This is a genomic window from uncultured Faecalicoccus sp. (assembly GCF_944325745.1).
Lineage (GTDB): Bacteria > Bacillota_I > Bacilli_A > Erysipelotrichales > Erysipelotrichaceae > Faecalicoccus.
Genome location: NZ_CALVBG010000020.1, coordinates 1 through 17275, shown reverse-complemented (window position 1 = coordinate 17275; position 17275 = coordinate 1). Strand labels below are relative to the sequence as shown.

Annotated in this window: 18 protein-coding genes and 2 tRNA genes; 13 read left to right on the top strand and 7 right to left on the bottom strand. The window is 43.6% G+C overall.

What is annotated here, in order from left to right; genetic code table 11:
• Window positions 1–6: 6 nt before the first annotated feature.
• Window positions 7–82: transfer RNA gene (locus tag Q0J48_RS03535), tRNA-Gln, on the bottom strand.
• A 98-nt stretch (window positions 83–180) separates the two neighbouring features.
• Between Q0J48_RS03535 and gltX the strand changes: the two genes are divergently transcribed.
• Together gltX and Q0J48_RS03525 are read left to right on the top strand one after the other, a co-directional pair.
• Window positions 181–1635: a glutamate--tRNA ligase gene (gltX, locus tag Q0J48_RS03530; protein WP_296241698.1), complete on the top strand. Its 1455-nt coding sequence runs from the start codon at window positions 181–183 to the stop codon at window positions 1633–1635.
• Between the two features lie 28 nt (window positions 1636–1663).
• Window positions 1664–2452, top strand: coding sequence for a mechanosensitive ion channel family protein (locus Q0J48_RS03525; protein ID WP_296241696.1), 789 nt, complete (start codon window positions 1664–1666; stop codon window positions 2450–2452).
• Here the strand turns inward: Q0J48_RS03525 and Q0J48_RS03520 are convergent.
• Entirely contained in the window at window positions 2430–3260 is an 831-nt protein-coding gene (locus tag Q0J48_RS03520) for an HAD family hydrolase (protein WP_296241695.1), read from the bottom strand. The two genes, Q0J48_RS03525 and Q0J48_RS03520, sit on opposite strands and share 23 nt — an antisense overlap.
• A 77-nt stretch (window positions 3261–3337) precedes the next feature.
• On the opposite strand from Q0J48_RS03520, the gene Q0J48_RS03515 reads away from it, so the two are divergent.
• Genes Q0J48_RS03515 through proC form a run of 5 tightly spaced genes read left to right on the top strand, consistent with a single transcriptional unit; the run spans window position 3338 to window position 8141 of the window.
• Complete coding sequence (locus tag Q0J48_RS03515) at window positions 3338–4033, top strand: hypothetical protein (protein ID WP_296241693.1); 696 nt, start codon at window positions 3338–3340, stop codon at window positions 4031–4033.
• Between the two features lie 5 nt (window positions 4034–4038).
• Window positions 4039–5817, top strand: a complete 1779-nt coding sequence (locus Q0J48_RS03510) for an aminopeptidase P family protein (RefSeq protein ID WP_296241691.1) — start codon at window positions 4039–4041, stop codon at window positions 5815–5817.
• A gap of 8 nt (window positions 5818–5825) precedes the next feature.
• The gene (locus tag Q0J48_RS03505) at window positions 5826–6308 is read left to right on the top strand and encodes a CpXC domain-containing protein (protein WP_296241688.1); all 483 of its coding nucleotides are present in this window, start codon (window positions 5826–5828) and stop codon (window positions 6306–6308) included.
• A 25-nt stretch (window positions 6309–6333) separates the two neighbouring features.
• Window positions 6334–7350 (top strand): UDP-glucose 4-epimerase GalE, encoded by a 1017-nt coding sequence (gene galE / locus Q0J48_RS03500; protein ID WP_296241685.1) that lies wholly within the window; start codon window positions 6334–6336, stop codon window positions 7348–7350.
• Between the two features lie 11 nt (window positions 7351–7361).
• Entirely contained in the window at window positions 7362–8141 is a 780-nt protein-coding gene (gene proC, locus Q0J48_RS03495) for a pyrroline-5-carboxylate reductase (protein ID WP_296241683.1), read from the top strand.
• Window positions 8142–8205: 64 nt separating this feature from the next.
• Here the strand turns inward: proC and Q0J48_RS03490 are convergent, their stop codons facing one another.
• From Q0J48_RS03490 to Q0J48_RS03480, 3 genes are read right to left on the bottom strand one after another with little or no spacing between them, the layout of a single operon-like run.
• The gene (locus Q0J48_RS03490) at window positions 8206–9201 is read right to left on the bottom strand and encodes an aspartate-semialdehyde dehydrogenase (protein WP_296241680.1); all 996 of its coding nucleotides are present in this window, start codon (window positions 9199–9201) and stop codon (window positions 8206–8208) included.
• Complete coding sequence (locus Q0J48_RS03485) at window positions 9201–10520, bottom strand: aspartate kinase (RefSeq protein ID WP_296241677.1); 1320 nt, start codon at window positions 10518–10520, stop codon at window positions 9201–9203. The genes Q0J48_RS03490 and Q0J48_RS03485 overlap by 1 nt, the downstream gene beginning before the upstream one ends.
• A gap of 20 nt (window positions 10521–10540) precedes the next feature.
• Window positions 10541–11665 carry a homoserine dehydrogenase gene (locus Q0J48_RS03480; protein WP_296241675.1) on the bottom strand — a complete coding sequence of 375 codons (1125 nt, stop codon included), beginning with the start codon at window positions 11663–11665 and terminating at the stop codon, window positions 10541–10543.
• Between the two features lie 89 nt (window positions 11666–11754).
• Here Q0J48_RS03480 and thrC point away from each other — a divergent pair, with 89 nt between their 5' ends.
• From thrC to Q0J48_RS03455, 5 genes are read left to right on the top strand one after another with little or no spacing between them, the layout of a single operon-like run.
• Complete coding sequence (gene thrC, locus Q0J48_RS03475; RefSeq protein WP_296241673.1) at window positions 11755–13224, top strand: threonine synthase; 1470 nt, start codon at window positions 11755–11757, stop codon at window positions 13222–13224.
• Window positions 13221–14093 (top strand): homoserine kinase, encoded by an 873-nt coding sequence (thrB, locus tag Q0J48_RS03470; RefSeq protein ID WP_296241671.1) that lies wholly within the window; start codon window positions 13221–13223, stop codon window positions 14091–14093. Before thrC ends, thrB begins: the two co-directional genes overlap by 4 nt.
• A complete protein-coding gene (locus Q0J48_RS03465; RefSeq protein WP_183376765.1) occupies window positions 14086–14520 on the top strand; it encodes an ACT domain-containing protein in 435 nt (144 codons plus the stop codon). The genes thrB and Q0J48_RS03465 overlap by 8 nt, the downstream gene beginning before the upstream one ends.
• Window positions 14507–15217, top strand: coding sequence for a TIGR01906 family membrane protein (locus Q0J48_RS03460; protein WP_296241666.1), 711 nt, complete (start codon window positions 14507–14509; stop codon window positions 15215–15217). Before Q0J48_RS03465 ends, Q0J48_RS03460 begins: the two co-directional genes overlap by 14 nt.
• Window positions 15198–15752 (top strand): nucleoside triphosphate pyrophosphatase, encoded by a 555-nt coding sequence (locus Q0J48_RS03455; RefSeq protein WP_296241665.1) that lies wholly within the window; start codon window positions 15198–15200, stop codon window positions 15750–15752. The genes Q0J48_RS03460 and Q0J48_RS03455 overlap by 20 nt, the downstream gene beginning before the upstream one ends.
• 7 nt (window positions 15753–15759) lie before the next feature.
• Here Q0J48_RS03455 and Q0J48_RS03450 read toward each other — a convergent pair whose 3' ends face one another.
• Entirely contained in the window at window positions 15760–16542 is a 783-nt protein-coding gene (locus Q0J48_RS03450) for a Cof-type HAD-IIB family hydrolase (protein ID WP_296241663.1), read from the bottom strand.
• A gap of 74 nt (window positions 16543–16616) precedes the next feature.
• Window positions 16617–16690: transfer RNA gene (locus tag Q0J48_RS03445), tRNA-Thr, on the bottom strand.
• A gap of 161 nt (window positions 16691–16851) precedes the next feature.
• On the opposite strand from Q0J48_RS03445, the gene Q0J48_RS03440 reads away from it, so the two are divergent.
• Entirely contained in the window at window positions 16852–17136 is a 285-nt protein-coding gene (locus tag Q0J48_RS03440; protein ID WP_296241662.1) for an HU family DNA-binding protein, read from the top strand.
• Window positions 17137–17275 lie beyond the last annotated feature (139 nt).

The following is a 17275-nucleotide window of genomic DNA, read 5'->3' as shown; positions in this document are numbered from 1 at the left end:
TTTCTATGGCTGGGGTACATGGATTCGAACCATGGAAATGCCAGATTCAGAGTCTGGTGCCTTACCGCTTGGCTATACCCCAAGGTGCCTTTATATAATATATTTTTTTTTGAGTTTTGGCAACTGTTTATTGAAGAAAAAAAGTTCTTGGTTTAAGATTATCGAGAAAGGATGAAGATTATGTCAAAAATTAGAACACGTTTTGCTCCCAGTCCGACCGGATATATGCATATTGGAAATTTAAGAACTGCTTTATTTGAGTATTTGATCGCGAAACACGAAGACGGCGATTTTATTTTGCGCATTGAAGATACGGACCAGCAGCGTCAAGTTGAAGGAGCTGAAGAGATCATATATAAAACATTAAAAGACTGTGGTTTGAATTGGGACGAAGGCCCCGATATCGGAGGAGAACACGGTCCTTATATCCAGAGTCAACGTCTTGGCATGTATAAAGGATATGCCGAAGAGCTGATCAAATTGGGGGGTGCTCACTACTGTTTCTGCTCCGAAGAAGAACTTCAGAAGCAGCGGGAAGAACAAGGGGATTCCTTTAAATTTGATGATCCTTGTAAACATTTGACTCCTGAAGAAGTCCAGGCCAAATTGGATGCCGGAGAACCGTATGTGATTCGTCAGACGATCGGCGAAATCAAAGAAACAACCTTTGATGATGAAGTCTACGGTCATATTGAAGTGGATGTCAATACATTGGATGAACAGATCTTGATCAAGTCCGATGGGTTCCCAACCTATAATTTTGCGAATATCATCGACGATCATCAGATGCAGATCACCCATGTCGTTCGCGGGAATGAATACTTATCAAGTACCCCGAAATATAATTTGATCTATGATGCTTATGGATGGGATCGTCCAACCTATGTCCATGTACCGCCCGTCATGAAAGATGAACATCATAAGCTTTCAAAGCGAAATGGAGATGCCTCTTTTCAAGATCTGGTTGCCAAAGGGTATCTTCCCGAAGCCATTATTAACTATATCGCATTGTTAGGATGGTCTCCAGAAACAGATCAAGAGATCTACTCGCTAGAAGAATTGATCCAGGTGTTCAATATCCATCGTATTTCGAAAAGACCTGCGATCTTTGATATTGATAAACTGACTTGGATGAATGGTGAGTATTTAAAACATATGGATTTTGATCGTTATTATGCGCTGATCGAACCCAAGTTAAAAGAAGCGATCACTCGTTCCATCGATCTAAAAGAAGTGGCCAAACTGGTACAGTCCAGAGCCAATACATTAAATGAGATCCCGGAAATGATTGATTTCTTTGAAGCCTTGCCAGACTATGATTTGGAGATGTATAAACATAAACGCCAGAAATCAAAGAAAGAAACAGCTTTGGTAGCTTTAAAAGAAGCTTATCGCGTACTGCAAGATTGTTCATGGGAAAGGGAAGAAGAGATCCACGATCTTTTGATGGCCTTGCCGGAAGCTTTAGAAATGAAAAACGGGCAAGTGCTTTGGCCGGTTCGCACCGCATTGACGGGGAAACAATCAACACCGGGCGGCGCCATCGAAGTGGCCTATATCTTAGGAAAAGAAGAAAGCCTTTCTCGTATCCAGATGGGAATCACCAGATTGGAAAAAGATCTAGAATCGGCATAGTCCGATTCTTTTTTAAAGGAGGATCTTCATGTTTGATCATTTAGAAAATATTTTGATAAAGATAGCGATTGCGGCTGTGATCGTGATTGCGGGAATATTGCTGGCCAAGATTGTCAAGAAACTGATCGTTCGCTTATCCCAAAATGTGAACGACCGCGGAGCCTTGAGTTTTATCGGATCTTGCGCTTCCATCAGCATTCGCATCATTTTTATCGTGATCGCCTTAGCGGTGCTGGGATTGGATATGTCGATCATTGTCGGTTCTTTGAGTGCGGTCTCTTTAGGGATCTCTTTGGCTTTGCGAGATACCATGAACGATGTGGCCGGCGGGATCCAGATTCTTTTTACCAAGCCTTTTGTGATTGGCGATACGATCCGCATTGAAGACAAGGAAGGAACGGTTACACGAATCGAGATCTTGTTTACAGTCTTGCGCACCTATGATCATCAGGAGATCGTAGTTCCCAACTCTACCGCCATCAGCCAAATCGTGGTCAATTATTCTAAAGAACCCTATCGGCGCATCCATATCACTTTTCCGGTCTCTATTGAAACCGATCCGGAACTTTGTTTTCAGTTAGGGAATGATGTGTTAGATTCTCAAAGGGAACATATCCTTTCTTCGATGCAGAAAGAGGTCGTGATCGAATCGATCCAGGAACAATCGATGACCATAGGGATCTATTGTTTTGTCCCTTTAGAAGATTACTGGCCTTGTCTTTGTCAGATGAATGAAGAAGTGCAAAAAAATAGAAGGGAAATGGGTTTGACTTCCATTTCTCCTTCTGTTGTCGTTAAATCAGATGCAGTTCTTTAAACGCATTGAAGATCCCGTCATGTAAAAGATCGGTGGTAACCAGATCTGCTTTTTCTTTTACTTTCGGATCGGCATTTCCCATGGCCACAGAGATCTTTGCTTTTTCAAACATACACAGATCATTGAATCCGTCACCAATCGCAATGGCATCTTCCGGCGTTGTTTGATAATACGCCAACAACGTATCCATGCCATGTGCTTTGGTGATATTTTTTTCAGAGATCTCTCCGCTTTGATTGCCGAAAGGTTCAAAAGTGGACGGGACACAATCAAAATAAGCTTTCAAATCATTTTCCACTTGTTGATAAGAACGTGCCGATTCTAAGAAAGAAATTTTGTTGACAGGCAATTGCTCAATGTTTTCATAGACTTTTAAATTATGTAAAACTTGGACCAACCCGTGTTTTTCATAATCTTGGCGAGATAAATGCCCACAGTGTTTTTGTACGAGCTTTTGGATCGCATACTTCGTTTTTGATGTTCCGGCCAATCCGTCATTCATCTCATAGATCGCATCGATCTGATGATGATTCAAATATTGGATCAAGAAACGAATCTGATCCAAAGAAAACTTCTTTTCTTCCAATACATTTCCTTTGACTTCGACATACGCTCCGCTTCCTGTGATCAGTCCATCATAATCCAGTTTCAACATATCTCCATAAACTTCAATTCTTTGACGTCCGGTACAAAGACAGATCTTATGTCCATTTTCCTGGGCTTTTTGGCAGGCTCTAAGAGCACTTTCGGGGATAAATCCTTCGTGGTGCAGCAATGTACCATCCGCATCGATAAAGAGTAATTTCATCGCTTCCTCCTTGGTAGACTTATTACCAGAATTATTCTACAATAACAAAGGAAAGATTTTCAAATTAGGGTGAGATTATGATCAATATCGTAATATACAGCGCTGTGTCGATCCTGTGTTCGATAGGTATTGCGCTTTTACCGTCTCCATTTTTAAAACCGCTGACCGATTGGTTTTCGTTAGGGACCAAGGGGATCCGTCAAATTCGCAGAAGAAGAGATCAGACCGATACGATTGCGAATGCCTGCCTGGCGGCAAGTTTGTTCTTTTCTTTGATCTTTTGGCTGATTCCTGGTCATTTTGTGATTTATGGGATCTTGTTCCTGCTTTCTTTTTTATGTCTGTTGGGACAGACCCAGCGCATCAGCGAAAAAATGACACCGGCTTATCGCGGGGCTGTGCTGTTCTTTATTTCTTTGATGTTCTTTTTTGGGCTGTTTTGCGCCTTGGGATGTTTCAATGATTTTGTGACCTGGAAGGCCGCAACGCAGTTCTCCCAAGATTTATTTTCCAGAGAGGTTTTTCATATTTTCTATTTTTTACATAACTATGTTCCGATGATGGTCATTCTGCAAGGACTTTGTTATTTGCTGCCGATGTATTGTCTATGGGCGCAATTCAAATATATGCGTTTGGAAAATACATATAAAGGAAGAAATATCGGTCTGTTTGCGATCAAGATCATCTGGCTTTGCCTGGTCATGACCGGCTTGAGCTATGGGGGAGTCGAGATCTTGAACTGGGCTTACTATATTCATTATGTGGAGGTGTAATCAATATGATCAAAGAACGTTTACAAGCATTGCGAAAGGAAATGAAAAAAGAAGGGATCCAAGCGTATATCGTTCCCACAAGCGATTATCATGATACCGAATATGTTTGTGAATACTTTGCTTGCCGGAAATACTTGTCTGGATTTACCGGCAGCGCCGGCATCCTAGTGGTCTTGATGGATCAGGCGGGTCTTTGGACAGATGGCCGATACTTTATCCAGGCGGCCAGTCAACTAGAAGGAAGCGGAATCGATCTGATGAAGATGGGGCAGCCCGAAACACCATCGATTTCAGAATATATTCTTACTCATTTACAAGAACAAGATACAGTGGGTTTTGATGGAAAAGTCATCAATCTGCAAGATTATCGCCAATATTCAACTCAATTTGCTTCAAAAAAGATCCGGATCGAGAATCGTCTGGATCTGGTTTCCCGTATTTGGAAAGATCGTCCGGCGCTGCCGTCTACGAAGACTTTCCATTATGAAGAAAAATATGCCGGAGCCTCCATCGATCAGAAATTGGCGATGGTTCGTTCAGAGATGAATCAACTGAAAGCCAGTTCGCATGTGATCACCAAGATCGATGAGATTGCCTGGGTCTTGAATTTGCGAGCCGGAGATATTCCTCATTTCCCGGTGGCTTTAGCGTATATGACGATTGAAAGAGAACAGGCGACGGTCTACATCAATGAAAGCCGATTGGATGCGCAGTCAAGAAAACTCTTCGAACAAGCAAACGTACAGATCAAAGATTATGAAGCAATCTATCACGATGTCGTTTCTTTATCGGGTCCTGTATTGATCGATCCGCATTTTGTCAACAGCACCTTAGCTTTATCGATCCAGGCACCCCTCGTGGAAGCGCAAGATCCGATCATTTTATTGAAAGCCTGTAAAAATGAGACCGAGATCGAGAATACCAAATGGGCCCATATCAAAGACGGGGTTGCCGTGACGCGATTTATGTATTGGCTCAAACATCAGGTTTCGCAAGAAACAATTACAGAATGCAGCGCCCAAGATCGGCTGCAGAAGTATAGAGCCGAACAAGAACACTATTTAGAAGATAGTTTTTCTACGATCTGCGCCTATAAAGATCATGCCGCGATGATGCATTACAGTGCGACGCCGCAAAGCGATGTGGTTTTAAAGCCCGAAGGCATGTTATTGGTGGACAGCGGCGGTCAGTATATCGAAGGCACGACGGATATTACGCGGACCTTTGTGTTAGGACCGATCACTTCCGAAGAAAAAACTTGGTTTACTTTAGCCTTGCGAGGACATATCCGACTCGCCAAAGCGACTTTCCTCTATGGTTGCCGCGGATTGAATCTGGATATCCTGGCGCGCGGACCGTTATGGGATCAAATGATGGATTATCAATGTGGAACCGGTCATGGGGTAGGACATTTATCCAATGTCCACGAAGCACCGAATGGATTCCGCTGGCGCATCGTTCCGGAAAGAAACGATTCCTGTGTACTCGAAGCCGGTATGATCCAAAGTGATGAACCAGGAGTCTATCAAGAAGGGGCCTTTGGAATTCGCCATGAAAATGAACTTCTTGTCGTTTCCAAAGACCAAAACCTCTATGGCCAGTTCATGGGCTTTGAATCGTTGACCTTTGTGCCTTTTGATCGTGAGGGAATCGATGCTTCCTTGATGACACAAGATGAGATCGAATGGTTAAATGCTTATCACCAGGAAGTTTATGAAAAGATCCATCCTTATTTAAATGCACAAGAAGCTTCTTGGCTCAAAGAAGTCACACGACCTTTATGAAGGAAAGAATGATTGAGATCACATGCCCGGTCTGCGGGCATGTTTTTCAAATCAAAAGGGATACTTTGGCGATTGCCGGGATCAGTGATACGATTGAAAAACGATTAAAGGACGGGACCTATTTTCAACACGTATGTTCAAAGTGTCATCATCTTTTTACGATGATCTATCCTTTTGTCTTTCGGGATGCCCAAAAGAAGACATCACTTGTTTTGTCGCAGCAGCCGACGATCAAAGGGTTCGATCAGGAAGAGAAAGTCATCCGCTGTAAAGATGCGGATTCCTTTCTTTTGGCCTATCAGGCATTGGCGCAAGATCTCCGCTTGAGTTTTTTGATTCGCAAACAAAAACAATGGCGAAAAATCTGGCCCAATGCGAGCTTTGAAAGCTATGATCAGGAGCATCATTGTCTCTGGCTGCGAGTACAAGGAGAGTGGAAAGCCGCTCGTTTGACAAAAGAAGAGGAACAAGAACTTAAAACTATTGTATAATAAGAAAAAAAGAGGAGAACAGACTATGCAGATCTTAGTTACAGGAGGAGCCGGCTACATTGGTAGCCATACTTGTGTGGAATTATTGGAAGCTGGCTATGAAGTAGTGGTTGTAGACAATCTCTATAACTCAAACAAGAAGGCCATTGAGCGCATTCAACAAATCACACATAAAGAAGTGAAATTTTACGAAGAAGATATTTTAGACAAAGAAGCTTTGCGAAAGATCTTCCAGGAAAACTCCATTGACGCTGTGATCCACTTTGCGGGATTGAAAGCGGTCGGAGAATCTGTACAAAAACCAATCGAATACTATACTGTCAATATTTCGGGTACGTTGAATTTGATCACTGTGATGAAAGAATTCAACTGTAAGAACATTATTTTTTCATCCAGTGCCACGGTCTATGGAGATCCCCAAGAGATCCCGATCACGGAAAAATGTCCGAAAGGGATCTGTACGAATCCTTACGGCTGGACCAAGTGGATGTTAGAACAGATCTTGACCGATGTGCATACATCGGATCCGGAATGGAATGTGATCTTATTGCGTTACTTCAATCCGATCGGAGCCCATGAGAGCGGATTGATCGGCGAAGACCCCAAAGGCATTCCGAACAATTTATTGCCTTATGTGGCCCAAGTCGCAATCGGAAAATTAGAATGCGTCGGTGTCTTTGGCGATGATTATGATACGCCGGACGGTACCGGGGTACGTGACTATATTCATGTCGTGGATCTTGCCAAAGGACATGTTCAGGCTTTGAATAAGATCAAAGAAAAAGCCGGATGCAAAGTCTATAACTTGGGAACTGGAAAAGGATACAGTGTTTTGGACGTGATCCATGCCTTCTCCAAAGCTTGCGGCAAAGAATTGCCTTATCAGATCAAACCGCGCCGTACCGGAGACATTGCGACTTGTTATTCTAAATGCGATCTAGCCAAAGAAGAATTGGGATGGGAAGCGCAATATGATCTGGATGCGATGTGTGCTTCCAGCTGGAAATGGCAATCCATGAATCCGAACGGATACAATTCTTAAGGGAGATCAGTATGCGGATAGGATGCATTGGTTTTGGAAACATGGCGCAAGCCATCGTGCAGGGATTGATCACACATGGAAAGATCGATCCTTCTATGATCTCTGTATGTGCAGCTCATTATGATCGCTGTCGGCAAAATGCCGAAAAATTTGGGGTCCAGGCATTCGCAACCTCTCTGGAGGTGATCCAGAATTCCGATTGGATCTTGCTGGCGGTCAAACCTTACCAAGTTTTAGATGTGATCGAACCTGTCAAAGAACAGCTGAGATCCAAGGTCGTGGTGTCAATTGCGGCGGGTGTCTATTTTGAAGATTATGAAAAAATGCTGGGTTCGGGAACGCATCATATTTCCAGCATTCCCAATACGCCTGTTGCGATTGGAAAAGGGATCTTTATCAGTGAATCGGCCCATTCTTTAGATCAGAAAGAAGTGCAGACTTTTGAAGAAGTCTTTGGTTCTATAGGCCTGGTAGAGTGGATCGATGCTTCGCATCTGTCGATTGCGACAACGATTGCCGGCTGTGCTCCTGCTTATACGGCGATGTATTTAGAGGCGTTGGGAGATGCCGGGGTGAAATATGGATTACCTAGAGCGCAAGCGTATCGCTTGGCAGCCCGCATGATCGAAGGAACCGGTTCTTTGTATTTGACACAGGGACAACATCCCGGTCAGATGAAAGATGCGGTTTGTTCTCCCGCCGGTACGACGATCAAAGGAGTCGCCAGTTTGGAAAAAAATGCATTTCGCGGAATTGTGATCGAGGCCATTGATTCTGTGGAAGAAGATTAAGGTGGATTTTCCACCTTTTTTTGTGCCCAAAAAAAAGATCTCTCCGAAGAAAGATCTTTGATGATTATTTTTGAATCAGTGCCTGTAGGATCTGTACGGCATTGGTCGCAGCCCCTTTGCGAATCTGATCTCCGCAACAGAACAAGATCATAGAATGACCGGTCGGATCGCTGGGATCTTTACGCAGACGACCGACAAAGACCAAGTCTTGATCGGAAGTGTCCAGAGGCATCGGATATTGTTGGTGTTGCGGATCATCGACAAGTTTGACTCCTTTTGCGTTTTCTAAGAGCTTGCGTGCCTTATCGATATCCACCGGCTGATCGCATTCGATCGTAATGCTTTCGGAATGAGAGCGTAAGATGGGAACGCGGACACAAGTACAGTTCACCAAAAGGTGGGGATCGTGCCAGATCTTGCGGCTTTCATTTTGAAGTTTCCATTCTTCTTTAGAGATTCCCTTCTCGTCAAAGTCCCCGATTTGCGGGATCAGATTAAAGGCGATCGGATAAGGGAAAGCCGTGGAAGGAATCGTCGGATCTTTTACCTGGTTTTCCAGATCTTGTACCCCTTTGACCCCGGCGCCTGAAACGGCTTGATAAGTTGAAACGATCATGCGATGAATATGGAATTCCTGATGCAGCTGATTCAAAGCGACCAGGGCAATGATCGTAGCACAGTTAGGATTGGCAATGATTCCCTGATGTTTCTGGATATCTTCCGGATTGATTTCCGGAATCACCAAAGGAACATGAGGATCTAAACGATAGGCGCTGGAATTATCGATGACAACGGCATGATGTTTTTGTGCCCAAGGCATCCATTGTTTCGTGATATCGTTTTCGGTTGCGCCTAAGACGATATCGACATTTTCAAAACTCTCTTCCTTCAATTCTTCGACCGCAATGTCTTTTCCCTGGAAGGAGAATGTTTTTCCTACAGAGCGGTGCGATGCGAACAGTCGAAGTTCACAATCGATCTTTCTTTCTTCTAAACATTGCCGCATCTGCTGGCCAACGGCTCCGGTTGCTCCGGCAATCGCAATCGTAAGTTTTGACATTATTTTTCCTCCTTTGTGACGAAAGCGTCATAGATCGTACGGATCGTCTCTTGGAAATCTTCTTTTTTGACGGCGATCGTGATATTGATCTCATCACTGCTTTGTGCAATCATGCGGATATTGATATTTTTGTCCCCCAATGCTTTAAAGAGTTTTCCGGCCACACCGGGAGAGTCAGACATGCTCTTACCCACTGTAGAGATCAAGGCCAAGTTTTCTTCCGTATGGATCTCATCGGGTTTCAATTCATTTTTAATGCGCGCCAGGATCTCATAAAGAGATTCTTGCACATCGCTTTTATTCACAACGACACTGAAGGAGTCGATGCCCGAAGGGATGTGTTCTACGCTGACGTTATACATCTCTAAAATGGATAACAGCTTGCGGATATAGCCGACTTCGCTGGACATGTGCTTTTTGTATACATAGATCGAAACAAAGCCTTCTTTTCCCGCGATCCCCGTGATCGCATAAGGATTTTTGATGGAAGTCCTTTCTTGAATGATCGTTCCTTGTTCTTCAGGATGATTGGTATTCAAGATATGGATCGGGATATTGACTTCTTTAACGGGGAAGATGGCTTCTTCATGAAGCACGCTGGCTCCCATATAAGATAATTCACGCAGCTCTGAATAAGTGATATGTGTGATTTGTTTCGGATGGTCCACGATCTTGGGATCGGCCATCAAAAACCCGCTGACATCGGTCCAGTTTTCATACATGTCCGCATTCAGGCAACGTGCCAGGATCGATCCGGTGATGTCACCGCCGCCGCGGGAAAAAACTTGGATCTGGTTATTGGATGTCGATCCGTAAAAGCCAGGGAACACAAAGTTCTCATATTGTGCCATTTTTGCCTGGAGCTTCTTGGCTGTGGCCTCCATATCGATGGTTTTATCGAGATGAAAACGGATGATCCCTTTCGCATCGACAAACTGATATCCCAGATATTCCGCCATGAGCTTAGCGCAAAAGTATTCGCCGCGCGAGACGATTTCTGCCTGGGTATATTGATTCAGATTGGTGTAGAAAGTGTCCAGTTCTTTTTCAATCGGCTGTTTTAATCCCAGTTCGGTTTTGATATCGACAAAACGCTGCCGGATCAAGCGATAGACATTGCTCGCATCCACATGATATTGTCGATGAGCATCCAGCAAATACAGAAGATCAGTGATCTTGTTGTCGCTGGAATTTCGCTTTCCTGGGGCGCTGACTACGACATATCGGCGGGAAGGGTCAGCTTCCACGATCTGTTTGACTTTTTGAAATTGTTTAGCGTTGGCTACGCTGCTTCCTCCAAATTTTGTGATTTTTATCATGCTCGATTCCTCGTTACTATTTATTCGATCCAGAGTGCAATCATCGCTTCGGGATCCCACTCCTGGATCTGATCGATCAAAGAAGCATCTTTATGATTGAACCAGTAATAAGACTCCTGCTCATCGATCTGTTGAACTTTGTCTGCCTGCTGGCAGCCGGCTTTGGCACGGACGATCCAATCTACTTTTAAGAGATCTTCCTGGATCTTCTTTTCCTGGTCTAAAACGATCTCTCGTTCATGACCGTCCATCGTGTCAATGGCATTGGCCAGCATGGCTTGCGCGGTTGCCAATTGTCCGGCACCTTGTCCAAAGTAGCCCAGATAATCAAAACTATCCGCAAAGATCAATTGGGCATTGTAGTTATCGGGCACATTGGCCAGATAGTGCCCTTGCGGCAAGAATGCCGGGGCAATGATGCTTGCGAACGCATTGTCTTTTTGTTTAGAAATGGCAATATGACGAATGACCTTTCCATTTTCTTTAGCTAATTGAATATCATTTGTATTCAGACGTGTGATCCCGATGGGCTGGCGAAGATCATCGTTTTTCGTGTTATAGGCCAACATATTGGTGATGTTCGTCTTATAAAAGACATCGATTCCTTCAATATCATTGGTCGGATCGGCTTCGGCATAGCCCATGGACTGTGCTTGTTTCAAAGCTACCGATAATTCCATGCCATTCTTTTGCATCTGATCTAAGATATAGTTCGAGGTGCCGTTAAAGATTCCCTGATATCCGCGGATCGGTTCTAACTTTTGAAGTTTGAGGATCGCATCTAAAAAAGGGATCCCGCCGGCAACGCTGGCTTCGATCTGGATCGATCCGCCTGTGCGGTTGGCAATTTCCACATAACGTTCCAAGTTTGGGGAAACCGTGGCCTTGTTGGAAGTGATGACATGCTTGCCATGTTCCAAAGCCAGCGTGATCAATGTATTGGATGGTTCGGTACCGCTGAGGCATTCAAAGACGATATCAATATCATCGCGAGTGACCATCCCTGTTCCATCGTTGGAAAAATACGGAAGATCTTCGTATTCCGGAAGGACGAATACTTGTTTCAGATCCAGTCCTTTAACATTTTTGCATAGAATTTCTACACCTTTTCCGACGGTGCCATATCCCAATAAAACTGCGTTCATAAGCTCCTCCTTGTTTAATTCAAGAAAACACTTGTTTTTAGAATGTGAACATTGTATCATATGGTATATGGTTTTTCAAGGAGGAATCTATGGAAAAAAATTACGTTTCAACCCGCGATAAAAATAGAAGAGTTTCCCCTAAAAAAGCGATTTTAGAGGGCATATCCCCAGAAGGTGGACTTTATGTCTGGGACGACCTTGATACAGTTAAGATCGATCTTGAACAGATTTGTCGACAATCGTATCCGCAAAATGCGTTCACGATCCTTAGACCGCTTTTGATGGACTTTAGTGATGAGGAATTAAAAGAATGTATCGAGAAAGCATATGCACATTCTTTTTCTTCACCAGAGATCACGCCGATCCGAAAAGTCGGGGATGTCTATGTGCTCGAACTTTTTCATGGACCGACCAGTGCTTTTAAAGATGTTGCCTTGACGCTCTTGCCGCAATTGATGAAAACCGCATTAAAGAGCGAGGATGCCAAAGCCATGATCTTGACGGCTACCAGCGGTGATACCGGGAAAGCGGCTTTAGAAGGATTCAAAGATGTCGAAGATATCGGAATCTGTGTTTTCTATCCAGATCAAAAAGTCAGCCAGATCCAGTATCGTCAAATGGCTACGCAAAAAGGAAACAATGTGAAGGTGTTTGCGGTGGAAGGCAACTTCGATGATGCCCAAAGCAAGGTCAAAGAACTTTTCTTAGATTCTGATCTTGAAAAAGCAGCTTCGCAAAAGAAGATCTTGTTGACGAGTGCCAATTCGATCAATATCGGACGTCTGGTCCCGCAGATCGTTTATTATTTTGAAAGTTATAAATATTTAGTCAATCATCATCAGATCCAACTCGGAGATAAGGTTTCTTTCAGTGTGCCTACCGGAAACTTTGGCGATGTTTTGGCCGGATATTATGCTTATTTGATGGGGCTTCCGGTTCAACGTTTTTATGTCGCCAGCAATGCCAATCATGTACTGACTGATTTCTTACAGACCGGGGTCTATGATCGCAATCGCGATTTTATTCAGACGATCTCTCCCAGCATGGATATCTTGATCAGTTCGAATCTGGAACGTTTACTGTATTATATGTCGGGGAAAGATACGGATTTTGTCAATGCGTGCATGGATTCTTTGCACAAGACGGGACGTTATCAGATTCCCCAGGAACTTTTGAATAAGATCCAATCTTTGTTTGGCTGTGCCTATTTCGATGATGAACAAACCAAGCAGGGAATTTGTGATGTATATAATAAGGAAGGGGTTATATTGGATCCTCATTCCACGATTGGTTATATGACGGCAAAACAAGCCCAAGAGCGTCCGATTGTCAGCTTGGCGACCGCTTCACCGTATAAATTTTCCCAAGATGTGTTAGAAGCTTTAGGAAAGCCAAGACAAGAAGAGTTATCGGCCATGCATGCATTACAGGAGATCTGTGCCGATCCAATCCCTCAGGGACTGGCGCAATTGGAAAGCTTGCCGATCTTACATCAAGAAGTGATTTCTATTTCAGAAATGAAAGATGCAGTCAAACAAGCCATGGAGGAACTTTTATGATCACGGTCCATGTACCGGCAACCAGTGCCAATTGTTGTGTGGGATTTGACAGCTTAGGCATGGCCATTGACTGGTGGGCCACTTTTCACTTTGAACCATCGGACACATTAAAGATCACGGGCTGTCCTGAAGAATATGCCGACAAGAACAATCTTGTCGTACAAGCCTTTCAGACAACTTGCCAATATCTGGACCAAGAGATGCCGGCTTTTCATTTAGATATTGATTCGGATATTCCGTTTAGTCGGGGACTCGGTTCTTCTTCAACCTGCGTCGTAGCGGGGATCTTGGCTTGCGATGCGTGGTTTGAAGCGCAGATGAATAAGATGGAGATTCTTAAGATCGCTACGCAGATCGAAGGACATCCAGACAATGTCGCTCCTTGTATCTTTGGTCAGGCGGTAACGAGTTTCATGGATCAAGGGCAGCCGCGAATGATGATTGTGCCTTGTGCTTCGTATCATGGACTGGCTATGATTCCGGATTATCCGATCGTGACCAATGAAGCCCGCAAGATCTTGCCTCAAAGCTTGCCGTATCAAGAGGCCGTCTCTCAAGTCGGGCATGCTTTGTGTTTTATTCAGGCGTTGCAGGTGGGAAATGAGATGATCCTTGCGAGAGCTTGTCAGGATTTTCTTCATGAACCGTATCGAAAAAAATTGATCCCGGATTATGACCCGATCCATTCCATTTGCCAGGAACTGGACCTGGCCATGTGGATCTCCGGCAGCGGCAGCACGATGTTAGCTCTGTCTATGGATTTACAACGATTAGAAAAACTCAAACAAACGGTTGAGAAGGAAAGCCCTCATATTCTTTGTCGAAGAGTGAGAGTGGCCAGTAAAGGAGCGTGGGTAGAAAATGAGTAAGTTTTATGTCGTTTCCAGTGATATTCTTCCAGAGGTCCTGGAAAAAGTCATGGAAGCCCGGACTCTTCTGCAGTCGGGAAAGGCGAAACGAATCTCAGAAGCAGTCAAAGCGGTCGGGATATCGCGGGGGACTTATTACAAATATAAGGATGTCGTTTTTGCGGCCAGTCAGGAACAAAACAACCGCAAGGCGGTCATCACGATGACTTTGCGCAATGAAAAGGGAGCTTTGTCCAAAGTTTCTTCTTTGATCTCGGCCAAACAAGTCAACATCCTGGCCATCAACCAAACCATTCCGATCAATGGGATCCATAATGTCAGCTTTACTTTAGATATCAGTGATCTGGAAAGCGATATTCAATCATTTATGAAACTGATCGAAGAAATGGCTTTTGTGGATAAGGTGGATCTTGTTGCGGTGGAATAGGGCCTTAGCCTTTGTATGGGGCTGGCTGTTGTTGATTGTCTGTGTGGTGGGCAGCATTCATGCAGTGGCTTTGAATGAAGATTTTTATATCACACGTTATGAATCTATGGATCTGTCGCAGCAGCTCCATGTTTCTTCGGATGATCTGAACAACAGCATCTGTTTACTATTAGATTATATTCGCGATGATACCGATTCTTTAGAAGCGACAATCACGATCGACCATCATGAACAGGAAACGTTTAATGAGCGGGAAAAGCACCATATGGTCGATGTGAAGGCGCTGTATCAGAACTGTATCCGAGTTGGGATCGTGTCCTTTATCGGCTTATTGATCCTATTCTTTTACTTTTGTTTTTCGCAAGGAAAGAAGGCGCTGGCGTATTTAACGAAAGGCTTTCTGCAAGCCTGCGGCTGTCTGCTGATCGTTTTTGTGCTTTTTGGATTCTGGGTCCTGACGGATTTCACAGGGTTTTGGACTTGGTTTCATACGATCTTTTTCAATAATCAGCTCTGGCTGTTGGATCCGGCCACGGACTTTATGATCAATATGTTGCCGGAGACGATCTTTTATCAATTGGTCATCGCTTGTGTGGTAATGGTTTGTGTACTTTTAGTACCGTGTATTCTTTTTTCAATTTACATCCAGAGAAAGAAAGCTCCGATTGGATTTGATCATGAACATCATATTAGCTAGTCAGTCACCCCGAAGAAAAGAGATCTTAGAAAGTCTTGGGGTCAATTTTGAAGTCAAAGTATCGCACACCGATGAATATTTTGATCCCGCCTTGCCTTTGGGCCAGGCCTTAGAAAATGTCGCTTATCAAAAGGCGAAAGCCATATTTGACAAGCATGCGGATGCGTGTGTGATCGCTGCGGATACGATTGTCGCTTTTGAAGGAAAACTGTATGGGAAACCTAAAGATCTGGCAGAAGCGCGTTTCTTTTTAGAAAGTTTCAGCGGAAAGATCCAGCAAGTCATGACGGGAATCTGTATTTTGTATCAGGACAAAAAATGGTGTCATGTGGATACGACGGACGTTGTGTTTCGCCCTTTGTCCGAGCAGGATATCACAAATTATTTAGAACATTTTGATGTGTTAGACAAAGCCGGTGCTTATGGGATCCAAGACAGTGATTTTGTGAGCGAGATCCGCGGGTCTTATACGAATGTCGTAGGCTTAAGCAAAGAAAGCATGGAAAAGATGTTAAAAGAAATAGGCGTTCTCTAGGGAGCGCCTATTTTATGAGCTGAAAATGTTGAAGGGCTTGAGCAAGACCGTCTTGATCAATGTCATCTGTGATATAATCTGCGACTTGTTTGACTTCTGGTTTGGCATTGCCCATGGCTACGCTGATCCCGGTCTCTTGAAACATCGGGATATCGTTAGAGGCATCGCCAAAGGCCATGGTCTCTTCTTTTTTTAGGCCGTAGTAATCGAGGACTTTTTGGATCCCCGTGTCTTTTCCGCCGACTTTGGGCAGGACGTCGATGACATAATCGGTCCAGCGGTCGATCTTGATATTTTTTGTTTTCGCAAATAGAACTTGTTCTTGCCGATCGTTCAAATACGGTGAAAGCTGATAGATATCGTGATCGGCGGCTCTTTGGATGTCTTCTAATTCAGGGAGAGAGGTTCCGAGTTTTTGGTATTCCAAGCGCACCCAGTCCGTATAAAAATTCATGTATTGCCGATCTTTTTCTACGAAAACACAAGGATAGGGATCTTCCTTGATGTGTTCTAAGATCGCCAGTACATCCTCTTTAGGAACCGGGTTGGAATAGATCGATTCGTGTTGATTAAAACAATATTGTCCATTGAGTGTAATATAAGCATCAAAGGTAAATTCATGGCAGAAATCAAATTCTTCGATCTCGGTGATATGGCGTCCGGTAGCGACAATGACAAGAATGCCTTGTTTTTGTAAAGCTTGGAGGGCCTTTTTGGCAGAAGCGGGAACGCGCATTGTGGAATGCGACAGGATCGTCCCGTCAAAATCAAAAAAAATGGCTTTGATCATGTTGTTCTCCTTTAAAAATCAGCTTCATTCTATCAAAAAAAGACGATCTGGAATAGACCGTCTTAATGATTTCGTGGTGCCTGCACGCGGAATTGAACCACGAGTTCATCCTTACCATGGATGTGTATTACCATTATACTATGCAGGCGCTCATTCATTGTGCCATTGAATCTCAAAAAAATCAATGAAAAAATGAAGGAAGTTGATTGCGATCGGTCAAAAATCCATCCACGATTTTGAAAACGAACGGTTGTTGCATTTCTTAAAAGATAATGCTATGATTCTCTTCGTGAAAAGGAGGACATATTCATGTCAAATGTAGTAACAAAAAAAGACTTAGCTGAAAAATTGGCTACTGAATGCAACTTGACTAAGAAAGATGCAACGACATATGTAAAATTCGTCGTAGACGAAGTTGTAGCATCATTGGCAAACAATGATACTGTTGATTTGAGCGGATTAGGAAAATTTATGATCACAGAACGTAAAGCTCGTAAAGGGATCAATCCTTTCACAAAAGAAGAAATTGATATCCCAGCTTCCAACGCTGTTCGTTTCAAACCAAGCAAGTCTTTGAAAGACGCTGTAAAGTAAGAACACTTCGTTAGAGAGAGGAAGAGATTAGAGTAGGCTCAAATGCCTACTCTCTTTTGTTTTGGGCGATTTTTGATATAATGGTAAATATAGAGAAAAGAGGATGTATCATAATGACTTCACCCGTTTATATCATAGG

Bases quoted from the DNA above. Each gene is read 5' to 3' on its own strand.
- proC (WP_296241683.1), top strand. From the start codon at position 7,362: ATGCGGATAGGATGCATTGGTTTTGGAAACATGGCGCAAGCCATCGTG.
- Q0J48_RS03520 (WP_296241695.1), bottom strand. From the start codon at position 3,260: ATGAAATTACTCTTTATCGATGCGGATGGTACATTGCTGCACCACGAA.
- Q0J48_RS03465 (WP_183376765.1), top strand. From the start codon at position 14,086: ATGAGTAAGTTTTATGTCGTTTCCAGTGATATTCTTCCAGAGGTCCTG.
- Q0J48_RS03480 (WP_296241675.1), bottom strand. From the start codon at position 11,665: ATGAACGCAGTTTTATTGGGATATGGCACCGTCGGAAAAGGTGTAGAA.
- gltX (WP_296241698.1), top strand. From the start codon at position 181: ATGTCAAAAATTAGAACACGTTTTGCTCCCAGTCCGACCGGATATATG.
- Q0J48_RS03455 (WP_296241665.1), top strand. From the start codon at position 15,198: ATGAACATCATATTAGCTAGTCAGTCACCCCGAAGAAAAGAGATCTTA.
- Q0J48_RS03490 (WP_296241680.1), bottom strand. From the start codon at position 9,201: ATGTCAAAACTTACGATTGCGATTGCCGGAGCAACCGGAGCCGTTGGC.
- thrC (WP_296241673.1), top strand. From the start codon at position 11,755: ATGGAAAAAAATTACGTTTCAACCCGCGATAAAAATAGAAGAGTTTCC.
- thrB (WP_296241671.1), top strand. From the start codon at position 13,221: ATGATCACGGTCCATGTACCGGCAACCAGTGCCAATTGTTGTGTGGGA.
- Q0J48_RS03505 (WP_296241688.1), top strand. From the start codon at position 5,826: ATGATTGAGATCACATGCCCGGTCTGCGGGCATGTTTTTCAAATCAAA.
- Q0J48_RS03440 (WP_296241662.1), top strand. From the start codon at position 16,852: ATGTCAAATGTAGTAACAAAAAAAGACTTAGCTGAAAAATTGGCTACT.
- galE (WP_296241685.1), top strand. From the start codon at position 6,334: ATGCAGATCTTAGTTACAGGAGGAGCCGGCTACATTGGTAGCCATACT.
- Q0J48_RS03515 (WP_296241693.1), top strand. From the start codon at position 3,338: ATGATCAATATCGTAATATACAGCGCTGTGTCGATCCTGTGTTCGATA.
- Q0J48_RS03450 (WP_296241663.1), bottom strand. From the start codon at position 16,542: ATGATCAAAGCCATTTTTTTTGATTTTGACGGGACGATCCTGTCGCAT.
- Q0J48_RS03485 (WP_296241677.1), bottom strand. From the start codon at position 10,520: ATGATAAAAATCACAAAATTTGGAGGAAGCAGCGTAGCCAACGCTAAA.
- Q0J48_RS03510 (WP_296241691.1), top strand. From the start codon at position 4,039: ATGATCAAAGAACGTTTACAAGCATTGCGAAAGGAAATGAAAAAAGAA.
- Q0J48_RS03525 (WP_296241696.1), top strand. From the start codon at position 1,664: ATGTTTGATCATTTAGAAAATATTTTGATAAAGATAGCGATTGCGGCT.